The organism is Mycobacterium sp. (assembly GCF_036488105.1).
In the GTDB taxonomy this organism is placed as follows: Bacteria; Actinomycetota; Actinomycetes; order Mycobacteriales; family Mycobacteriaceae; genus Mycobacterium.
The window spans coordinates 1-18,383 of the sequence record NZ_DASXHW010000021.1 but is presented as its reverse complement, the minus strand read 5'-3'; the positions used below and the strand labels follow the sequence as shown (position 1 = coordinate 18,383).

The 18,383-nt window shown below is 65.4% G+C and carries 16 protein-coding genes and 2 pseudogenes; 6 read left to right on the top strand and 12 right to left on the bottom strand.

Translation table 11 applies throughout. The features are described from left to right. Window positions 1-718, top strand: a 718-nt coding sequence (locus tag VGH54_RS01300; protein ID WP_331510130.1) for a hypothetical protein, incomplete at its 5' end; no start/stop codon positions are given. A 163-nt stretch (window positions 719-881) separates the two neighbouring features. Here the strand turns inward: VGH54_RS01300 and VGH54_RS01295 are convergent. The 4 genes from VGH54_RS01295 to VGH54_RS01280 form a co-directional block, all read right to left on the bottom strand. Next, entirely contained in the window at window positions 882-1,166 is a 285-nt protein-coding gene (locus VGH54_RS01295; RefSeq protein WP_067336045.1) for a WXG100 family type VII secretion target, read from the bottom strand. A 31-nt stretch (window positions 1,167-1,197) separates the two neighbouring features. Next, window positions 1,198-1,494 carry a WXG100 family type VII secretion target gene (locus VGH54_RS01290; RefSeq protein ID WP_331510129.1) on the bottom strand — a complete coding sequence of 99 codons (297 nt, stop codon included), beginning with the start codon at window positions 1,492-1,494 and terminating at the stop codon, window positions 1,198-1,200. Window positions 1,495-1,562: 68 nt separating this feature from the next. Then, window positions 1,563-2,801, bottom strand: coding sequence for a PPE family protein (locus VGH54_RS01285; protein ID WP_331510128.1), 1,239 nt, complete (start codon window positions 2,799-2,801; stop codon window positions 1,563-1,565). Window positions 2,802-2,815: 14 nt separating this feature from the next. Then, window positions 2,816-3,115 carry a PE family protein gene (locus VGH54_RS01280; RefSeq protein ID WP_331510127.1) on the bottom strand — a complete coding sequence of 100 codons (300 nt, stop codon included), beginning with the start codon at window positions 3,113-3,115 and terminating at the stop codon, window positions 2,816-2,818. A gap of 778 nt (window positions 3,116-3,893) precedes the next feature. Here VGH54_RS01280 and VGH54_RS01275 point away from each other — a divergent pair. From VGH54_RS01275 to VGH54_RS01260, 3 genes are all read left to right on the top strand, one after another. Next, window positions 3,894-4,232: a gamma-glutamylcyclotransferase family protein gene (locus VGH54_RS01275; RefSeq protein WP_331510126.1), complete on the top strand. Its 339-nt coding sequence runs from the start codon at window positions 3,894-3,896 to the stop codon at window positions 4,230-4,232. Between the two features lie 41 nt (window positions 4,233-4,273). Further along, a complete protein-coding gene (locus VGH54_RS01270) occupies window positions 4,274-5,863 on the top strand; it encodes a metallophosphoesterase family protein (protein ID WP_331510125.1) in 1,590 nt (529 codons plus the stop codon). Window positions 5,864-6,050: 187 nt separating this feature from the next. After that, complete coding sequence (locus VGH54_RS01260; protein ID WP_331510124.1) at window positions 6,051-7,280, top strand: acyl-CoA dehydrogenase family protein; 1,230 nt, start codon at window positions 6,051-6,053, stop codon at window positions 7,278-7,280. Between the two features lie 137 nt (window positions 7,281-7,417). Here the strand turns inward: VGH54_RS01260 and VGH54_RS01255 are convergent, their stop codons facing one another. The 3 genes from VGH54_RS01255 to VGH54_RS01245 form a co-directional block, all read right to left on the bottom strand. Further along, window positions 7,418-8,329 (bottom strand): NAD(P)H-binding protein, encoded by a 912-nt coding sequence (locus VGH54_RS01255; protein ID WP_331510123.1) that lies wholly within the window; start codon window positions 8,327-8,329, stop codon window positions 7,418-7,420. Window positions 8,330-8,448: 119 nt separating this feature from the next. Beyond that, window positions 8,449-9,711: a histidine--tRNA ligase gene (hisS, locus tag VGH54_RS01250; protein ID WP_331510122.1), complete on the bottom strand. Its 1,263-nt coding sequence runs from the start codon at window positions 9,709-9,711 to the stop codon at window positions 8,449-8,451. Then, on the bottom strand, window positions 9,708-10,370 hold the full coding sequence (locus tag VGH54_RS01245; RefSeq protein ID WP_331510131.1) for an MBL fold metallo-hydrolase: 663 nt from the start codon (window positions 10,368-10,370) through the stop codon (window positions 9,708-9,710). Before VGH54_RS01245 ends, hisS begins: the two co-directional genes overlap by 4 nt. Before the next feature lie 110 nt (window positions 10,371-10,480). Here VGH54_RS01245 and VGH54_RS01240 point away from each other — a divergent pair, with 110 nt between their 5' ends. After that, window positions 10,481-11,365, top strand: coding sequence for a peptidylprolyl isomerase (locus tag VGH54_RS01240; protein WP_331510121.1), 885 nt, complete (start codon window positions 10,481-10,483; stop codon window positions 11,363-11,365). A 17-nt stretch (window positions 11,366-11,382) separates the two neighbouring features. Beyond that, window positions 11,383-12,165, top strand: a pseudogene (locus tag VGH54_RS01235) (peptidylprolyl isomerase); the annotation flags it as partial. A 1-nt stretch (window position 12,166) separates the two neighbouring features. Here the strand turns inward: VGH54_RS01235 and VGH54_RS01230 are convergent. The 5 genes and pseudogenes from VGH54_RS01230 to VGH54_RS01210 form a co-directional block, all read right to left on the bottom strand. Next, complete coding sequence (locus VGH54_RS01230) at window positions 12,167-13,186, bottom strand: NAD-dependent epimerase/dehydratase family protein (RefSeq protein ID WP_331510120.1); 1,020 nt, start codon at window positions 13,184-13,186, stop codon at window positions 12,167-12,169. A gap of 14 nt (window positions 13,187-13,200) precedes the next feature. Continuing rightward, a complete protein-coding gene (locus tag VGH54_RS01225; RefSeq protein WP_414688615.1) occupies window positions 13,201-15,516 on the bottom strand; it encodes a RelA/SpoT family protein in 2,316 nt (771 codons plus the stop codon). A 92-nt stretch (window positions 15,517-15,608) separates the two neighbouring features. Beyond that, complete coding sequence (locus VGH54_RS01220; protein ID WP_331510118.1) at window positions 15,609-16,163, bottom strand: adenine phosphoribosyltransferase; 555 nt, start codon at window positions 16,161-16,163, stop codon at window positions 15,609-15,611. Then, window positions 16,145-17,809, bottom strand: a complete 1,665-nt coding sequence (locus VGH54_RS01215; protein ID WP_331510117.1) for an ABC transporter substrate-binding protein — start codon at window positions 17,807-17,809, stop codon at window positions 16,145-16,147. Before VGH54_RS01215 ends, VGH54_RS01220 begins: the two co-directional genes overlap by 19 nt. 4 nt (window positions 17,810-17,813) lie before the next feature. Then, window positions 17,814-18,383: pseudogene (locus VGH54_RS01210) on the bottom strand (protein translocase subunit SecF); the annotation flags it as partial.

Below are 18,383 nucleotides of genomic sequence, written 5' to 3'. Positions count from 1 at the left end.
GGTGCCTGCGTCGGCCTGGAATCCGAAGCAGCGTGCACTGTTCATGGCGGCTGGACAGTCGATGCGTAGCGCGGCGGCGCAGACGGTCGGTTTGGTCAAGCTGACACCACACCGTGTCATGCGTGAGCTTTATCAGCAGTTCATCGCGTACGCACGGGCCTACTCCGAGCGGATCCCGAAATACACCCCGGCAGACAACAATCTGGCCGGCGCCGCGAACAGCGCCTCCTCCGCGCTGGGCTCGATCTGTGCTGCCATCGCCGATGGTTCCGCCGCGGCCCGAGGCCCGTTGGTGACCCCCTCGGCGCTGCCGTCGGACATCGCTCCGGTGGGCAACCTCGCGAGCCCGCAGCCCTTCCTCACGTCGGACAACAATGTGTGCCCGGAATGGAAATCGGCCCTGGACCAGTTCGGCCAACAGACGGCGCAGTGGCAGCAAATGGATCCCAACATCCCGTCGATCTACTGGAACAAAGAGCAGAAGGCGGTCAACTACGCGGTTGGACCGGTGATGAACTCATTTGCCGGCAAGCTGGAACAGCTTGGCCGGAAAAGTGATAACGCGATCTGGCAGGATTTTGCCAATCTCTCGGCCCAGTACCGTCGCGCATTTGTCACCGCGCTGCCGACCTACACGCCGACCGACAACCACCTCGCCAACGCGGCCAACTTCGCTTCGACGACCATCCTCGGAGGCTGCGCAGCGGTTGCCGAGTAGACGGGATCTCCAACCCAGAGCTTGCACATCCGCGCGAAGCAGCCAAAAACTGCGCTGCTGCAACAGGTTTGGGATTTACGACGCTACGGAATCTCCCGTCGAATAGAAAACACACCGGGCATGGCGACGCCCGGTGTGTTTTGACCCCCGAAAGGGTAAAGCGTCAGGCCCAGCTGGAGCCGACGGCGGAGTCGGTGCTCGACATGTTGTTGCCGGCGGTCTGCACCTTCTGGCCGTGGCTGTTGGCCTGCTCGTAGATGACCTGGAAGTTACGACCCAACTGGGTGATGAACTCCTGGCAAGCCACCGAACCCGAGCCGCCCCAGAAGTCACCGGCGGCCAGCACATCGCGCACGATGGACTGGTGCTCGGCCTCCAGGGAGGCGGCCTGGGCGCGGATCAGCGCGCCGTGGGCATCGACATCACCGAACTGGTAACTGATCGACATGACTGTTCTCCTAAGACGTTTCGGTGATCGACTAGCTGGACAGGATCTGCTGGGAGGCCTGCTCTTGGCTCTCGTAGTTGTTGGCGTCGCGGATCAGCCCGTCGCGCACCCCGTGCAGCATGTTGACGATGTTGCGGAACGCGGTGTTCATCTGGCCCATCGTGTCGTGGGACGTCAACTGCGCGGTACCACTCCAGCCGGCACCGGCAATGTTCTGGCTCGACGCCCACATCTTGCGGGCCTCATCCTCAACGGTCTGCGCGTGCACATCGAAACGGCCCGCCATCGACCGCATCTCGTGCGGATCAGTCATAAAACGCGTAGGCATATCTCTCTCCTTATCTAGATGTCATGTCAAGGGTTAATCCGGTGTGTAACAAAGGCATCCCCCACTTCTCATCCGCCGGCCGGCGTGCGAGTTTCAACTTTCACGGACGCCGTCTTGGCCGCCTGCGTGCCCATTCCGCGGCCATTGAGGGCACCCATGAGTGCTTGGGTGTATGGACTGTTGGGCATCGCCGCCGACACGTTCGGCGCTGCGACGCTGTTGGCCGGCAGTATCGGCGCCGCGCGGACCATCTCTGGCGCCGCTTGGGCCCAGCCGTTCGGAACCGACAGCCCACCCAACTTGCCCGCTGACGCCAGCTGAGCAGTCATGGCTGACCCGAGCCCGCGCATCTGGCCGGATATATTCCCGACCAGAGCGCTCATCTTCGAGTCGAGAAGCTTGGTGATGTCGGCCAGCATGGCCTGGTTGCCCGCCTGCATCGCCTGACTGGCGCTCATCGAGTTGCTCAAGCTCATCAGCATCTTGACGGGCATGCTGGCGAACGTGGTCATGTAATAGGCGGCCTGAAAGGGAAAAAGCGCCCCGGTAGTAGAGGTAGCGACGGGCGCAACCGCCGCATTGAGGGCGGACTGCGTAGCCGCCGGTACACCAAGGTCGCTCATCACGGTTGACGCGGCGGTTGTCAGCCCATTGCTGCTCGTCGAGTTACTACTCAACGAGGGGAACAGGTTCTGCAGGGCAGTGGCCAGATTGGTGCCGGTGCTGCTCGCCGAGTTCGCGGTCGATTGAGCGGCCGCGGCGGCGTTAGCGGATGTCCCGCCATCGCTGGGCGTCGGCGCCGGGGTCTGCTGAGGCAGCACGACGGCCTGCTGGGACACCGTCGCGTAGGTGTCCATTGTCATGCCGTCCTGGAACCACATCTCCATGTAGTGCGCCTCGGTGGCCGCGATCGCCGGCGTGTTCTGGCCCAGGAAGTTGGTCGCCACCAACACCGCCAACAACGCCCGGTTGGCGGCGATCACCGCAGGCGGAACCGTCGACGCGAAAGCGCCTTCGTAGGCAGCGGCGGCAAACCGGGCCTGAGCCGAGGTCTGGGCGGCTTGACCCGCGGTGCCTGCCAGCCAATCCACATAGGGCGTCGTGGCCGCAGCCATCCGGTCCGAGGTCGGCCCCAGCCACGACGTCCCGGTCAATTCGGCGAGCACCGTCTGATACGAAGCGGCGGCTGCCTCCAAATCAGCAGACAGCTCGTCCCACGCCGACGCAGCCGCCATCAGCGGCCCCGAGCCGGCGCCGCTGTACATCAGGCTGGAGTTGACCTCCGGCGGGAACATCATGAAACTCATCGACCCAAGCCCCCTTAGTCGGCAGCAGCTGCATTCGCCGCCTCGGTCAGTGCGTACGCACCCGCCCCGGAACGCAACGCTGCGACTAACTGTTCGTGCACTTCCGCCGCTTGGGCGGCGATCTGCTGATAGGCAGCGCCGTGCTGGCCGAATTGCGCTGCGGTCATCGCCGAAACAATATCCGACGCGGCCGGAGCCAGACCGGTGGTTGGTGTGGCCGCGGCGGCGTTTTGCGCCGCCATCGCGTCACCGAGACCGGCCAGATTGGCTGCAGCGCCAGACAACGCCTCCGGTTGCGTAGTTACAAACGACACTGACCCTCCTTCCCCACAGGCGTCAGACCCCTGGCTGGCTTCTAGGAAAAGTATTGCGATTTTCTAATCGCCAAGAGCGCCTGTTTGAGGTCTGACAGTTGCGCAATCTTAAATCACAGATGTGCATCTTGTGCTGAGAAAATCCAAAGAGACATTCAGCTTGTGGCAATTTTTTAGTCGCCGAAACAGGAAGTTCACCGGGAAGCTGCGCGTACGTAAAAACTTGCAACACAGCGCGACATTACTAGACGCGAGTCAGTAGCTTCTCCGGTGCACGCGGACTTGTCGTCTCCACTGTCGGGGGCGGTGGTCCGCGTCGCTGCTGTGCGCACTTTCCGGCTAAGGCCCGCCCGCCCACAACCATCGGCCGACGCGCGTCAGCTCGCTGTAAATGCTTTGCTGTTTTGATAATTGGCCCACACGACCTGCCCTCCGGGAGAAACCCGCCAGCTCTACACCGACCGGTGTGTGCGCACGACGACAGGCGCCGCAGGTCCGCCGTGTGGCTGGCCTCGGGTGGGCTCGAGGCCGGAGAATGGCATCTTCACGCAACCGATACGTCACCCCCAGGAAAGGTCACCGGTTTGGGGGTCGACAATTGTCGATGATGGCAACATATCGACCGGTTAGTGGCCGGACTTCGCACATCATGATCAGAATCTCGGATCGGTCACAAAGCTGAGAGAATGCTGAAAAAATGCGCGTTCTGAAAGCCTCCAGTACACCGTCGATCGTCGCTGCGGTGGCAGACCGAGACCGTGGATGTTATGCAGCGTCGGTGAGCGAACTGCTGTTCTCCTACGGGACGCTGCGCCAACGCGAAGTCCAACTTGCCACATTCGGCAGGGAATTGGACGGCTACGTCGACGCGATCATCGGCTACAACCTGGACTACGTCACGATCACAGATCCGCACGTCATCGCCACCAGCGGCAGCGATCGGCATCCGATTCTGCGGCCCACGAGCCGGCCGGACGCCCACGTCGACGGAACGGTCTTCACCATCAGTGACGCCGAGCTGGCCGCGGCCGACGAGTACGAGGTCGACGACTACCGGCGGATTTCAGTCCCGCTGCGGTCGGGCTCCCGGGCCTGGGTCTACGTATTCGCCGGATAGCGTTCACCGGCCCACGCACGGGCGGAAGGTATGAAAGAGGCATGGTCGATGAGCCGCCACGGTCAGCCGACGTGGCCCCGGCATCAGGCATCAGCCGCCGGAAACTTCTGACCACCGGCGCGGCGACCACCCTGGTCGGCGCGGGACTCGGCGCCGCCGGCGTCGCTCTGCTCGGCTCACCCGGTCACGGGCCCAGTCTATGGACCCAGCCGAACCAGAGCGGGGCGCAACCGGTGGGCGGCTTGCATCTGCAGTTCGGCAAGGATGCCTCCGCCGAAGTCGTCGTCTCGTGGCACAGCACCGATCCGGTACACAACCCGCGAGTCATGATGGGCACCCCGGCGTCGGGCTTCGGCCGCACCGTGCAGGCCGAAACGCTCACCTACCGTGACGCGAAGTCGAACACCGAGGTTCGGGTCCATCACGCACGGCTCGACAGCCTGGCCCCCGACACCGACTACGTCTACGCCGCAGTGCACGACGGCACCAACCCCGAGTTGGGGACCGTCCGGACCGCTCCGTCGGGCCGGAGTCCGTTGCGCTTCACCAGCTTCGGGGACCAGGCCATCCCGACGCAGGGCCAATTCACAAACCCTATCTACGGCATCCACAACCTTGGCTCTCCGGCGGCCGGAGATATCACGACCGCGATCGAACGTCTCGCCCCGCTGTTCAACCTCGTCAACGGCGACCTGTGCTACGCGAACCTCGCCGACGACCGCATTCGCACCTGGTCGGACTGGTTCGACAACAACACGCGCTCGGCCCGCTACCGGCCATGGATGCCGGCGGCGGGCAATCATGAGAACGAATTAGGCAACGGGCCAGTCGGTTACGCCGCCTACCAGACCTACTTCGCCCTGCCCGACTCTGGTTCCGACGCCGAGGTCCGTGGGCTGTGGTATGCGTTCACCGCCGGGTCGGTGCGGGTGATCAGCCTCAACAACGACGACATCTGCTTCCAGGACGGCGGCAACTTCTACGTGCACGGCTACTCGGGCGGCGCGCAGAGGCGTTGGCTGGAAACCGAACTCGCCGACGCGCGAGCAGATCCGCGAGTCGACTGGGTGGTGGTGTGTATGCACCAGACCGCGGTCTCCACCGGAGATCGCACCAACGGTGCCGACCTGGGTATCCGCCAGGAGTGGCTTCCGCTGTTCGACCGCTACCAGGTCGATCTGGTGGTATGCGGCCACGAGCATCACTACGAACGCTCGCACCCGGTGCGGGGAACGCTGGACAGCGAAACCAGAATGCCGATACCCGTCGAAACCCGTGCCGGGATCATCGACACCAGCAAGGGCACCGTGCACCTCGTCATCGGCGGCGGTGGCACCTCAACGCCGTCGAACACCCTGTTCTTCCCACAGCCCAGGTGCCGCGTGTTGACCGGCGTCGGCGCCTTCGACCACGCGATCGGACGAAAGGCGCCGATTTACGTCGTCGAGGAAGCGCCGTGGTCGGCATTCAGGGATGGCCAAAACCCTTACGGCTTCGTCGCTTTCGACGTTGATCCCGGTCCGCAGGGCGGCAACACGTCGATCAAGGCGACTCATTACGCCGTCAGCGGTCCCTACGGGGCGATCAAAGTGGTCGAGCAATTCACGCTCACTCGGCCTCGCGGCGGCTGAACTTATAGCCGACATCGTGGTGTGGCTGGCCGGCGACGCCTCGTCACTGGTCACTGCGGCTCAAATTCCCGCCGACGAAGGGTATTTGAAGATCTGACCGCGATCCTCCGACGAACCGCTCAGCTCGCCGGCGCTACTGGTAATGTCATTACCGGTTTACGTTAATGGAACTCTCGGAAGGTGCCATATGACGGAATCGGTGGCAGAGTTCGCCGAGCGGGCCCGGGCGTGGCTGGCCGACAACATGCCGTGCATCGCCGACCCGAACAATCCGCCTTACGCCGACCGCGGCGAGGAGGACTCCTGGCAGCACGTCCGACAGTTACAGCGACGGCTCTACGAGGGCGGCTTCGCAGGGATCTGCTTTCCCACCGAATACGGCGGGCTCGGATTGGACATCGCCTATCAGAAGGCGTTCGACGACGAAAGCGCCTGCTACGAGCTGCCGCTGATCCTGAACACCCCGACCTTCACCATCTGCTGCCCCACGATCCTCGACACCGGCAGCGAAGAGCAGAAGCGCCAACACATTTCGGCGGCCCTACGCGGAGACGAGGTGCTCGTGCAGTTGCTGTCCGAGCCCAGCGGCGGCTCGGACCTGGCCGGCGTGATCACCCGCGCCGAACGACGCGGCGACAAATGGATCATCAACGGCGCCAAGACGTGGAGCACCGGGGCGTTCGCCGCCGACTACGGACTGTTGCTGGCCAGAACCAACTGGAACGTGCCCAAACACGATGGCCTGACGATGTTCCTGGCGCGCCTGGACAGCCCGGGCATCACAATGCGCCGGATCAAACAGGTCAACGGCTCCACCGAATTCTGCGAAGAGTTCTTCGACGACCTCGAACTCAGCGACGATGACGTGGTCGGCGAAGTGGACAAGGGCTGGGGGGTGGCCTCCCGCCAGCTGTATCACGAGCGGCGCGCCGTCGGCGGCGGCTCGGAGTTCGCCAGCGGCAGCGGCGCCGAGAACAACCAGGAGCAGGCGCCCGATTATCACGCGATGATTTGCGCGGCCGGGCTAGCCGATAACGAGCGTGCCCGCGGGCTGGCCGGCCGGGCCCTGACGCATCGCGCGGTGTGGGAGCAGCTGATCGACCACGTCTATCGAGGCGTGCTGGATGGATCGCTCCCCCCGACCGGCGGTTCGCTGATCCGGCTGTTCCAGGCCGAGGAAGTTGCACTCGAGGTCGATACCGCGCTGGCGATCGCCGGTAGCACGGGCGTTGTGGACGGACCCGCCGAGTTGATGTTCGTCGGCGAACGCTATCTGTCCCGACAAACCGCAGCGCTCGGCGGCGGTACAACTGAGATGGCGCGCAACGTAATTGGCGAACGGATACTGGGATTTCCCCGTGAGCACGCCGCCGACCGCGGCGTCCCGTTCAACCAGGTCAAGCACAGCCGAACCTGACGGCGGCTCAGCTGTCCCGAAAACTTGGGATACGCCGATGTGCCTGCCCCGCGGCGACTCCTGTTCCCGGAGTTATTTCAAGTTCAAGCGTGAAGCACGTCGCCGGCCACCAGCGCCGCCCGCGCACCGATGCTGAACTAGGAGAACAGTTCAGGGTGTTCGGCAACGTAATGACCTACCGTTGATGCCGGTTGTCCGGTGACCCTTTCGACGTCATCAGTGGCGCGGTCGTATCGTCCAGCGCGATGTAAGAGTGCCATCGTGATGAGATGCTGTTCGACGTGTTCGGGCAGGCCTAGCGGCTTGACGACCTCTTGCACCCAGGTTTCGTGCGGAATGTCTGTGCCGCGAATCGGCCGGCCCAATCCCTGCGAGTATTCGACCGCCAGTCCATCGATGTTGAGGCTTGCCGGACCGGTCAATTCGTATATCTCACCGATACGGTGGACGGGATCTTCTAGTACTGCGGCAACGGTACGGGCGACGTCGCTGGTGGCGATCGGTGAAGTTTTCGACTCTCCGAAAGGAAGTATTAACAGGTTCTGCTCCCGGAGCGATGGGGCGGCAAACCAAGTGAAAAGCGGATTGTCCAGGAACACCGTCGGCCTAATGTGCACGACCGGCACACCGGACCAGTTCATGACGTGTTCGGCGAGGTAATGAAGCCGATGCTGGTGCGACTCGCCCACGCTAACCAGGGTCATCTGGGAAACAGTCATTTGAGACATGTTGGCGACCACTTCGAGGTGGCCGTATTCCCTTGCAGCATCACAGATTATCGCAGTTGCCTTGAGGTAGTCCGGTGAAACACCCATCGAAAAGAACATCCGATGGACGCCTGCCATCGCGTCGACCACGTCTGTCGGCTCGGTCAAGTCACCGACGACGACTTCGGCGCCGAGTTCGCGCAGCGGATCCGCTCGGGCGTCGTCGTGGTGAACCAACGCGCGCACCCGGTGCCCACGCGAGCGCAACAGCTCAATCACCTGTCGGCTGACACCACCCGTGCCGCCGCCGGCGCCGGTGATCAGATACAAGGGCGCACTCATGCTCGCTCCTTTCGTCGTGAGCGTACTCGCCGGTACACGCTCAGGATCGTGATCTGAGACGGTCCAAGTAAGCCCCCCAGGCTCGGCTTTCCGAGCGAGCATGAACAGCCGAGTGCCGTTTAGCGGCCGAGGCGCGAAAGGACTTCGCCGACAACGGAATCGGTCGCCACGTCGACCTGCTCCCCCGTGGTCAGGTCTTTGACCCCGATCGTTCCCGCATCGATGTCGCGGTCTCCGGCCACCAGTGCCACCCGGGCACCGGATCGGTCGGCTGCCCGCATCGCGGCCTTGAGGCCGCGATCGCCGTAGGAAAGGTCCACCCGCACACCGGCCGCGCGCAACTGCCCGGCCAGCATCGCCAGCCGTAGTTTGGCCTGTTCGCCCAGTGGCGCCCCGAACACCTCGCACCGGGCAGTCTGCCCGACGTCTTTACCTTCGGCCTGCAACGCCAGCAGCGTGCGGTCGACACCGAGGCCGAAGCCGATGCCCGAAAGGTCCTGTCCGCCAAGCTGATGCATCAGACCGTCGTAGCGTCCGCCGCCGCCGATACCCGATTGGGCACCCAGCCCGTCGTGCACGAATTCGAAGGTGGTCTTGGTATAGTAGTCCAACCCGCGAACCATCCGCGGGTTGATGACATAGGGCACGCGCAGCCCGTCCAGGTGCGCCAGCACGGTCTCGAAATGCTGCTTGGCCACATCCGAAAGATGGTCGAGCATCACCGGGGCGTTGGCCGTCATCTCCTTGACCGCCGGACGCTTGTCGTCGAGCACCCGCAGCGGGTTGATCTCGGCGCGCTTGCGGGTTTCCTCGTCAAGGTCGAGCTGAAACAGGAAGTCCTGCAGCAGTTCCCGATACTGCGGTCGGCATGTGTCATCGCCCAGTGAGGTGATCTCCAGCCGGAAACCATCGAGGCCGAGCGAGCGGAAACCGGCGTCGGCGACCGCGATGACCTCGGCGTCCAATGCCGGATCGTCGACGCCGATGGCCTCGACACCGACTTGCTGCAGCTGGCGGTAACGGCCGGCCTGGGGACGCTCGTAGCGAAAGAACGGGCCGGCGTAACACAACTTGACCGGCAGCGCGCCGCGGTCCAGACCATGCTCGATCACCGCCCGGACAACCCCGGCGGTGCCCTCCGGCCGAAGTGTCACCGAGCGGTCTCCACGGTCGGCGAAGGTGTACATCTCCTTGGACACCACATCGGTGGACTCGCCCACACCGCGGGCGAACAGCGCGGTGTCCTCGAAGATCGGTAGCTCGATGTCGCTGTACCCGGCCCGGCGAGCGGCATCCAGCAGCGACGAGCGGACGGCGACGAACCGCGCCGAATCCGGCGGGACGTAATCCGGGACACCCTTGGGCGCGGAAAACTCGGTCACGGGCTGAGGCCCTCGATGTAGGGATTGAACTGCCGCTCGGCGCCGATGGTGGTGGAGTTGCCGTGCCCGGGTAGCACCACCGTCTTGTCATCGAGTACCAACAGCTTCTCGACGATCGAGCGCAGCAGGTCGCGGCCACTGCCGCCGAACAGATCGGTGCGGCCCACCGAGCGCTCGAACAGCGTGTCGCCGGTGAACACCAGGTCTTTGTCGCCGGCTACCCGGAACACCACCGAACCGCGGGTGTGGCCCGGGGTGTGGTCGACGGTGACGCTGATCCCGGCCAGGTCGATCTTGTCGGCGTCCCGATCCAGTTCGATCACCTGCTTGGGCTCGCGGAAGATCGCGGCGAGCAGCAATTGACCCAGCTTCGGTCCGAAGTCCTTGATCGGGTCGGTCAGCATGAACCGGTCCTCGGGATGGATGTAGGCGGGGCAACCGTAGGTGTCGGCCACTTTCTGCGCCGACCAGATGTGGTCGATGTGGCCGTGGGTCAGTAGCACAGCCGCCGGTGTCAGCCGATTCTGGTCCAGGATGCGGCGCAGCTGGCCCATCGCGCGCTGGCCTGGGTCGACGACGATGGCGTCGGCTCCGGGGTGCGGCGCCAGCACGTAGCAGTTGCACTGCAGCAACCCGGCGGGAAATCCGGTGATCAACACGAAGTCCAGTTTCCCATCCGGACGATCACGGACGGGTCGCGCCACCCTTATTGAGCGTGAGCTGGCACACTCGTCGTGACCTAGCCCGCGATCATGGAGGTATATCGGCGGTGCCGACCAACGAACAGCGACGTGCGAATGCCAAGCGCAAACTGCAAAGGCAGCTGGAACGCCGCGCCCAGCAGGCTCGTCGTCGTCGGGCCCTGGCCATTGTCGGAGCGGCGGTCGCGGCAGTGGTCGTGGTCGCCGCGGTCGTGGTCACCGTGGTCAGGACCAACCAGGATCACAACAACCACAAGCAGGCATCGGCCACCGGCACCTCGTCGACCACCAACACATCGGGCCCGGTGTCGGGGGCGCCGTTGCCACCCTTCAAAGCGACCGCCGATCTGGGCGCCAACTGCCAATACCCGCCGTCGCCCGAGCCGGCCGCCAAAAAGGTGAACCCACCCAGGCAAGGCAAGGTGCCCACCGATCCGGCACAGGTCAGCGTCAGCATGGTCACCAACCAGGGCCATATCGGCCTGCTACTTGCGAACAACGAATCACCGTGCACCGTCAACAGTTTCGCCAGCCTTGCGCAGCAGAAGTTCTTCAACGGCACCAAATGCCACCGGCTCACCACCGGAGACGCATCGTCGATCCTGCAGTGCGGTGACCCGAGCGCCGACGGCACGGGCGGCCCGGGTTATCAGTTCCCCAACGAATACCCGACCGACCAGTACAAGCCGGGCGACCCGGCGGCCCGTGTGCCGGTGATCTATCCGCGGGGCATGTTGGCGATGGCCAACAGCGGACCGAACACCAACGGTAGCCAGTTCTTTCTGGTGTACAAGGACACGCTGCTGCCGCCCCAATACACCATCTTCGGCAAGATTCAGCAGGATGGGCTGGACACCCTGGACAAGATCGCCAAGGGGGGCGTCGCCGGTGGCGGGGCGGACGGCCCGCCCGCTATCGAAGTCACCATCACGTCGGCACAGCTGGACTTATGACGATGAGACTCACGCGAATCGCAGCCGCGCTCGGGGGGCTCGCCCTAGCGTTGACGGCCACATCCTGCACCCACCACAAGTCCGACCAGCCGCCCCCCACATCGTCGTCCAGCGCTGCAGTCGCCCCCACCTCCACCTTGGCGCCCGCCCCGCCGGTGACCGGCCCCAAGCTGCCGCCGTTCTTTCCGTCGCCCGCTGTGGGAGCCAACTGTCAATACCCGCGGTCCACCGGCCCGGCTGCCAAGGCAGCGCCGGCGCCACCTAGGGGCAAGGCGTCGGTCGATCCCGCTCAGGTCGGGCTGACCGTCGTCACCGACCGCGGCCGGATCGGCCTGCAATTGGCCAACAACGAATCACCCTGCACCGTCAGCAGTTTCGTCACCCTGGCCCAAGGGGCGTACTTCGACAACACCGAATGCCACCGGCTGACCACGTCGCGTGCCTTGTCGGTGTTGCAGTGTGGCGACCCCAAGGGCGACGGCACCGGTGGACCGGGCTATCAGTTTGCCGACGAGTACCCGACCGATCAGTATCGGGCCGGCGATCCGGCGCTCAAGCAACCCGTCGTATATCCCAGGGGCACACTGGCGATGGCCAACGCCGGACCCGGTACCAACGGCAGCCAATTCTTCATGGTCTACCGCGATTCACTACTGCCGCCTGCCTACACCGTGTTCGGCACGATCAACCAAGCGGGACTGGCCGTCCTCGACAAGATCGCTGCGGGCGGTGTCTCCGGTGGTGGCGACGACGGTGCGCCCGCCACCGAAGTCACCATCACCTCGGCGCGGCTGGACTGAGCTAGCCCGAGCGCTCGACGTAGTTGCGGGCCGCCCGCCGGATGGAGTCTTCGGTCGGAGCGGGATGCCAGCCGAGTTCGCGAGTGGCCTTGGCGTGGCTGGCCGGTGAGGTCAGTTCCACCAGTCGGGCGCTCTGCATGGTGATCGGGAAGTCGCGGCGCATCAGCGATCCGACGGCGTCGGACAGTCGGGCGAACCCGTACATCGCCGCCATCGGGATCCCCAGCCGCGGCGGCCGTGCGCCGACGGCCTGCGCGGCGGTGGTCACCAGGTCACGCTGGGTCATGTAGCGCTCAGAAATGATGTAGCGCTCACCGATTCGTCCTCGTTGCGCCGCCAACAGCAGCGCCTCGGCGACGTCGTCGATGCCGACCACCTCCGAGCCGATGCCGCGAACATAGAACGGCATTTTGCCCTGCGCTGCGAGCTTGACCAACATCCCTTGGCGCGGTTGCCAATCGGGTGGCCCGTAGGGATTCGACACATTGGTCACCACGGCGGGCAGCCCATGGTCGGCGACGTAGGACAGCACCAGGTGCTCGGCCGCGCGCCGCGACTCGATGTAGCCGCCGGCCTGATCGGCCCAGTTGAAAGGGGTGTCCTCGTCTACTGTCTCACCGTTTGTGCCAACGGCAATGGTGCCGATGGAGCTCAAGAATACGAACCGCTGCAGGTTCGCCTGCACCGCCACGTCGAGGACATTGCGCAGACCTTCGACGTTGGTCTTGAACAGCGGAGCGGGATCCCTCAACTCCGCCCTGGTGTCGACGACGCAGTAGTAGACAACGTCACGATCCGACATGGCGGCGGCGACATCCGCGGTGTCGAAGAGGTCGCCGTAGCACCGCTCGACGTCCAGGCCGTCAATTCCTTTGGTGGAGCTTGACTTTCGCAACAGCACTCGAACGTCGGCGCCACCGGCGACAAGATGGCGGGTCACGCATGCCCCAACGTTGCCGCTGGCACCCATGACCAGCGCCCGTTGTCCGCCCACGCCCACCTGGTCGCTTTCTGATGGCATGTGTTCTCGGCCGCCTAGGCCGCTGACGTCACCCGGTAGACGTCGTAGACGCCTTCGACATTGCGGACCACGTCGAGCAGATGCCCCAAATGTTTGGGGTCGCCCATCTCAAAAGTGAAGCGGCTGATCGCCACTCGGTCACCGGCGGAGGTGGTCACCGACGCCGACAGGATGTTCACCCGCTCGTCGGCAAGCACCCGTGTCACGTCGGACAGCAGCCGGTGCCGGTCGAGCGCCTCGACCTGAATGGCCACCAGGAACACCGACGACGGCGACGGCGCCCAGTGCACCTCGATAATGCGTTCGGCCTGCTGCTGCAGCGACGTGGCGTTGGTGCAGTCGGTGCGGTGCACGCTGACTCCCCCGCCGCGGGTGACGAAACCCAGGATCTCGTCGCCTGGTACCGGTGTGCAGCACTTGGCCAACTTGGTCAGAACGCCGGGAGCGCCCGGCACCGACACCCCGACATCGTCGCTGCGCGGACGGCGTGGGACCGTCGTCGGTGTCGAGCGCTCGGCCAGGTCCTCCTCGGCTTGGTCAATGCCGCCGAGCTCGGCCAGCAACCGTTGCACCACATGCTTGGCGGAGACGTGCCCCTCGCCGACCGCGGTGTACAGCGCCGACACATCGGCGTAATGCAGCTCGTTGGCCAAAGCGGCCATCGATCCGCCATTCACCAAGCGCTGCAAAGGAAGTCCGCCGCGACGTACTTCGCGGGTGATCGCGTCCTTACCGGTCTCGAGCGCCTCCTCGCGGCGCTCCTTGGCGAACCACTGGCGGATCTTGGTTTTGGCGCGCGGGGACACCACGAACTGCTGCCAGTCCCGCGACGGCCCCGCGGTGGCGGCTTTCGAGGTGAACACCTCGACGACTTCGCCATTTTCCAGCTTGCGCTCCAGCGCGACCAGCCGGCCATTGACCCTGGCGCCGATGCAGCGATGACCCACCTCGGTGTGCACGGCGTAGGCGAAGTCCACCGGGGTGGAGCCGGCGGGCAGCGTGATCACGTCGCCCTTCGGCGTGAACACGAAGATCTCTTGTACCGCAAGGTCGTAACGCAGCGATTCCAGGAATTCACCGGGGTCGGCAGCCTCTCGCTGCCAGTCGAGAAGTTGACGCATCCACGCCATGTCATCAATCTCGGCGGCGGCATGCAAATGCGGCACGCCGTTGCGGCCCTTGGTTTCTTTGTAACGCCAATGCGCGGCGATGCCGTACTCCGCGGTGCGGTGCATGTCGCTGGTTCGAATCTGCACCTCCAGCGGTTTGCCCTCCGGCCCGACGACGGTGGTGTGCAGCGACTGATACACCCCGTAACGCGGCTGGGCGATGTAGTCCTTGAACCGGCCCGCCATCGGCTGCCACAGCGAATGCACCACGCCGACAGCGGCGTAACAGTCGCGGGTCTCGTCGCACAGGATCCGGATGCCTACCAGGTCGTGGATGTCGTCGAAGTCGCGGCCCTTGACGATCATCTTCTGATAGATCGACCAGTAGTGCTTGGGCCGTCCCTCCACCACCGCGTTGATCTTCGACCCGGTGAGCGTCGCGACGATCTCGGCGCGGACCTTGGCCAGGTAGGTGTCACGCGACGGCGCCCGGCCGGCGACCAGTCGCACGATCTCCTCGTACTTCTTGGGATGCAGGATCGCGAACGACAGATCCTCCAACTCCCACTTGACCGTGGCCATACCCAGCCGGTGTGCAAGCGGGGCAATGACTTCCAGTGTTTCGCGGGCCTTGCGGGCCTGCTTCTCCGGCGGCAGGAATCGCATGGTCCGCATGTTGTGCAGTCGGTCGGCCACCTTGATCACCAGCACCCGCGGGTCGCGCGCCATCGCGGTGATCATCTTGCGGATCGTCTCGCCCTCGGCGGCGCTGCCCAGTACCACTCGGTCCAGCTTGGTCACCCCGTCGACGAGGTGCCCGACCTCGTCGCCGAAGTCCTGCGACAAGGCCTCCAGGCTGTAACCGGTGTCCTCGACGGTGTCGTGCAGCAGGGCGGCCACCAGCGTGGTGGTGTCCATGCCCAGCTCGGCGAGAATGTTGGCCACCGCCAGCGGATGGGTGATGTAGGGGTCTCCGGAATGGCGTAGCTGGGTGGCGTGCCGCTGCTCGGCCACTTCGTAGGCCCGCTGCAACAACGTCAGGTCGGCTTTCGGGTGGATCTCGCGGTGCACCGCCACCAGCGGCTCGAGCACCGGGCTGATGGTGCTGCGCTGAGCGGTCATCCGCCGCGCCAGCCGGGCGCGCACGCGCCGCGACGCACTACTGGAAGCCTTCAGGCCGATACCAGGCTCACCCGATGGCGGGATGTCGGCGAGCTGCAGCGGCTCGGTGGGCGGCTGAATAGCCGTGCCCTTATCGTCCGCCACGTTGGTCACCTCCGGAGCCTCAAGGATATAGCCCGCCGCGCTGTGCGCTAGAGAACCGCGACGCTGTGCACCGGCAGCGGCGCGACCAGCTCACGGCCGCCCAGCCCGGCCAATTCGATGACCACCGCCGCGGTTGTCACCTGCGCGCCGGACTGCTCGAGCAGCCGGTGCGCCGCCGCCATCGTGCCACCGGTGGCCAGCACGTCGTCCACGATGACAACGCGGCGGCCGGTCAATTCGATCCCGTCGGCGGGCAGTTCCAGGCTCGCGGTGCCGTACTCGAGCTGGTAGTGCTCGGTGCGCACTGGGGGCGGCAGCTTTCCGCCCTTGCGGATCGCCAGCACACCGGTGCCGAGTCGGGTGGCGACCGCTCCGCCGATCAGAAACCCACGCGCATCGATGCCGGCGATCAGGTCGGCGCCGGATGCGACGTCGGCCAGCGCGTCGGTCACCGCGGCCAGCCCGCGGCGGTCGGCGAACACCGGGGTCAAGTCCTTGAACTGGATTCCCGCCGTAGGGAAATCGGCCACCTGCCGGGTCAGCGACGCGATCAGCTCAGCTGCCGAATCGCGGTCGGTCGCATTCACCGCACCAGGACCCATCGGTCCATGTTCCAGCCGGCACCCCACCGGCTGGGGTTGGCGCCGACGGCGTACATCTTCTTCGACGCCAGCAAGGTGCGCTGCTGGCGATACAGCGGCAACGTCGGCATCCCGGCCCACAGCACCGGCGCGCTCTCGGCCAGCAGCCGAACGAGATCAGCGGGGTCGGCCGAGACCGCCAACGCACCGATGATGCCGTCGATCTGCCCGTTGGTGTAGCCGGACAAGTTGTTTCCGTTGCCGGTGTGCAGGGCGTAGGCGTCGATGGCCGACGACCCCGTCGATCCGCTGCCGGTGGCGCCGCCGGTGCTGGCCAGCAGTACGTCGATGGCACCGTCCTTGAGCGCCTGTGGGCCGACGGAGTCCGAGGTGACGTCGGAGACGGTGATACCGGCCGGACCGCAGCCCTTGGCGATCGCACCGACGATGGCGGCCAGTCGCGCGTTGGGCCCTCGATAGCCGATTTTCACCGCCAGCGGCTTCCCGGCCAGCGCCACGCGCGCCGCGTCGGGATTCGACTTGATGAACTGGCCTGCGTCAGGGACGTTTTCGGCCCGACCGACCGCGTCGTCGACCGTGGTGTGCAACCGCGCGTTGGCGATCGGCGCCGCGGCGTCCCGCGCGATCACGTCACGCGGAGTGCAGGAGGCAAGTGCGCGGCGAGCCGCGATGTCCACGAGCGGTCCACGCGGGGCGAAAATCAGCTGCTCGATGCCGTCCGACGGCGCATCGGTGCGGCGGTAAGTGTCGGGCGTGGCCAGCGCCCCCGAGGAGCCGGCCGCGACGTCGACGACATCGGCGCTCTTGGCGTTGACCCGGTCCTGGATGTCGGCTTTCTGCGGCCACACCGTGACGCGCTTGGTCATCGGCTTGGCGCCCCACCAGCGGTCATTGGCGACGAGAACCACTGCGCCGCCGTCCAGCACCGACTCGATCTTGTACGGCCCCGACGACGGGAAGTGCTTGGCGATCGCGCCCGAATCCGTGCCCGGCTTGAGGTTCCAGGTGGTGTTCCACAGCTGCGCGATGCGCGCGATGACCGGTTGGTTGTTGCCCAGCAGCGCACCGGTCACGTCGACGCCCAGCTCCTCGGCGATGACGTGCGATGGCAGCAGCGCGGTCGCGGTGAACAGCTGGTTGTAGTCGACGATGTTGCGGTCCGGGGCGAACGACACCCGCGCCTTCTTCTGCCCTGGTTGGCAGTCGATCGAGGTGATGTCGACGTATCCCGCCTGGCTGGCGGCGTCGAAGCCGGGAAACCGGCCGGACTGCGCCGCCCACGTCAACACCAGGTCGTCGCAGGTGGCCGGCTTGCCGTCGGAGTAGACCGCGTTGTCGGCGATCTGGTAGTCGAGCACCAGCGGCGAACCACCGACTATCGAGATCGTGCCGAAGTCGTGGTCGGCGACGACCTGACCGTCGGGGCCGTGGTAGCCGAATCCGGTCAGCGTGCGCGCGAAGGCCTGCGCTCCCGCCGACGCCGCGCCACCGACCGTGTTGGTGTTGTAGGTGTCCAGCGCGCCGTCGACGACGTAGTCGACCTGTCCGGCGGCGCTTCCGGAGCAGGCCGTCAACGCGCCTGGCACGGCTGCCGTAAGCGTGACGATCAGCCAGCTGACCGCCGCCCGCCGGCGCCAGGCATTCATCGGGCTAGCGTTTGTTCTGCTTGCCGGTCGGACGCGTATGGCGACCGGCGGACTGCCGTACGGGCCGCGCGCCCGGGGCGGGCTTGCTCGGCGCTGCCTCACCGGTGGCCGCGAACGATGCGCTCGCCCGCTCGGTGGACCTCTCGTCGTCGTCGGACTCGGCGCGCGCCCGACCCTTGTCCGGAGCCTTTCCCGTATCAGGACCGCGGCGCCTGATCACCCGGCGGGTGTGCGTGCGCACCAGCTCGGTGCGCTCACGCAGCGTGACCAGCAGCGGGGTGGCGAAAAAGATCGATGAGTAGGTGCCGACGACGATGCCGACCAGCTGCACCAACGCCAGATCCTTCAGCGTGCCCACGCCCAGCAGCCACACGGCCACCACCATCAACGCCAAGACCGGCAGCGTCGAGATCAGGCTGGTGTTGATCGACCGCATGAATGTCTGGTTGACAGCGAGGTTGGCCTCTTCGGCGAAGGTGCGCCGGGCGGTGTGCTGGAAGGCGTGGGTGTTCTCCTCGACCTTGTCGAAGACGATCACGGTGTCGTACAGCGAGAAACCCAGAATTGTCAGCAG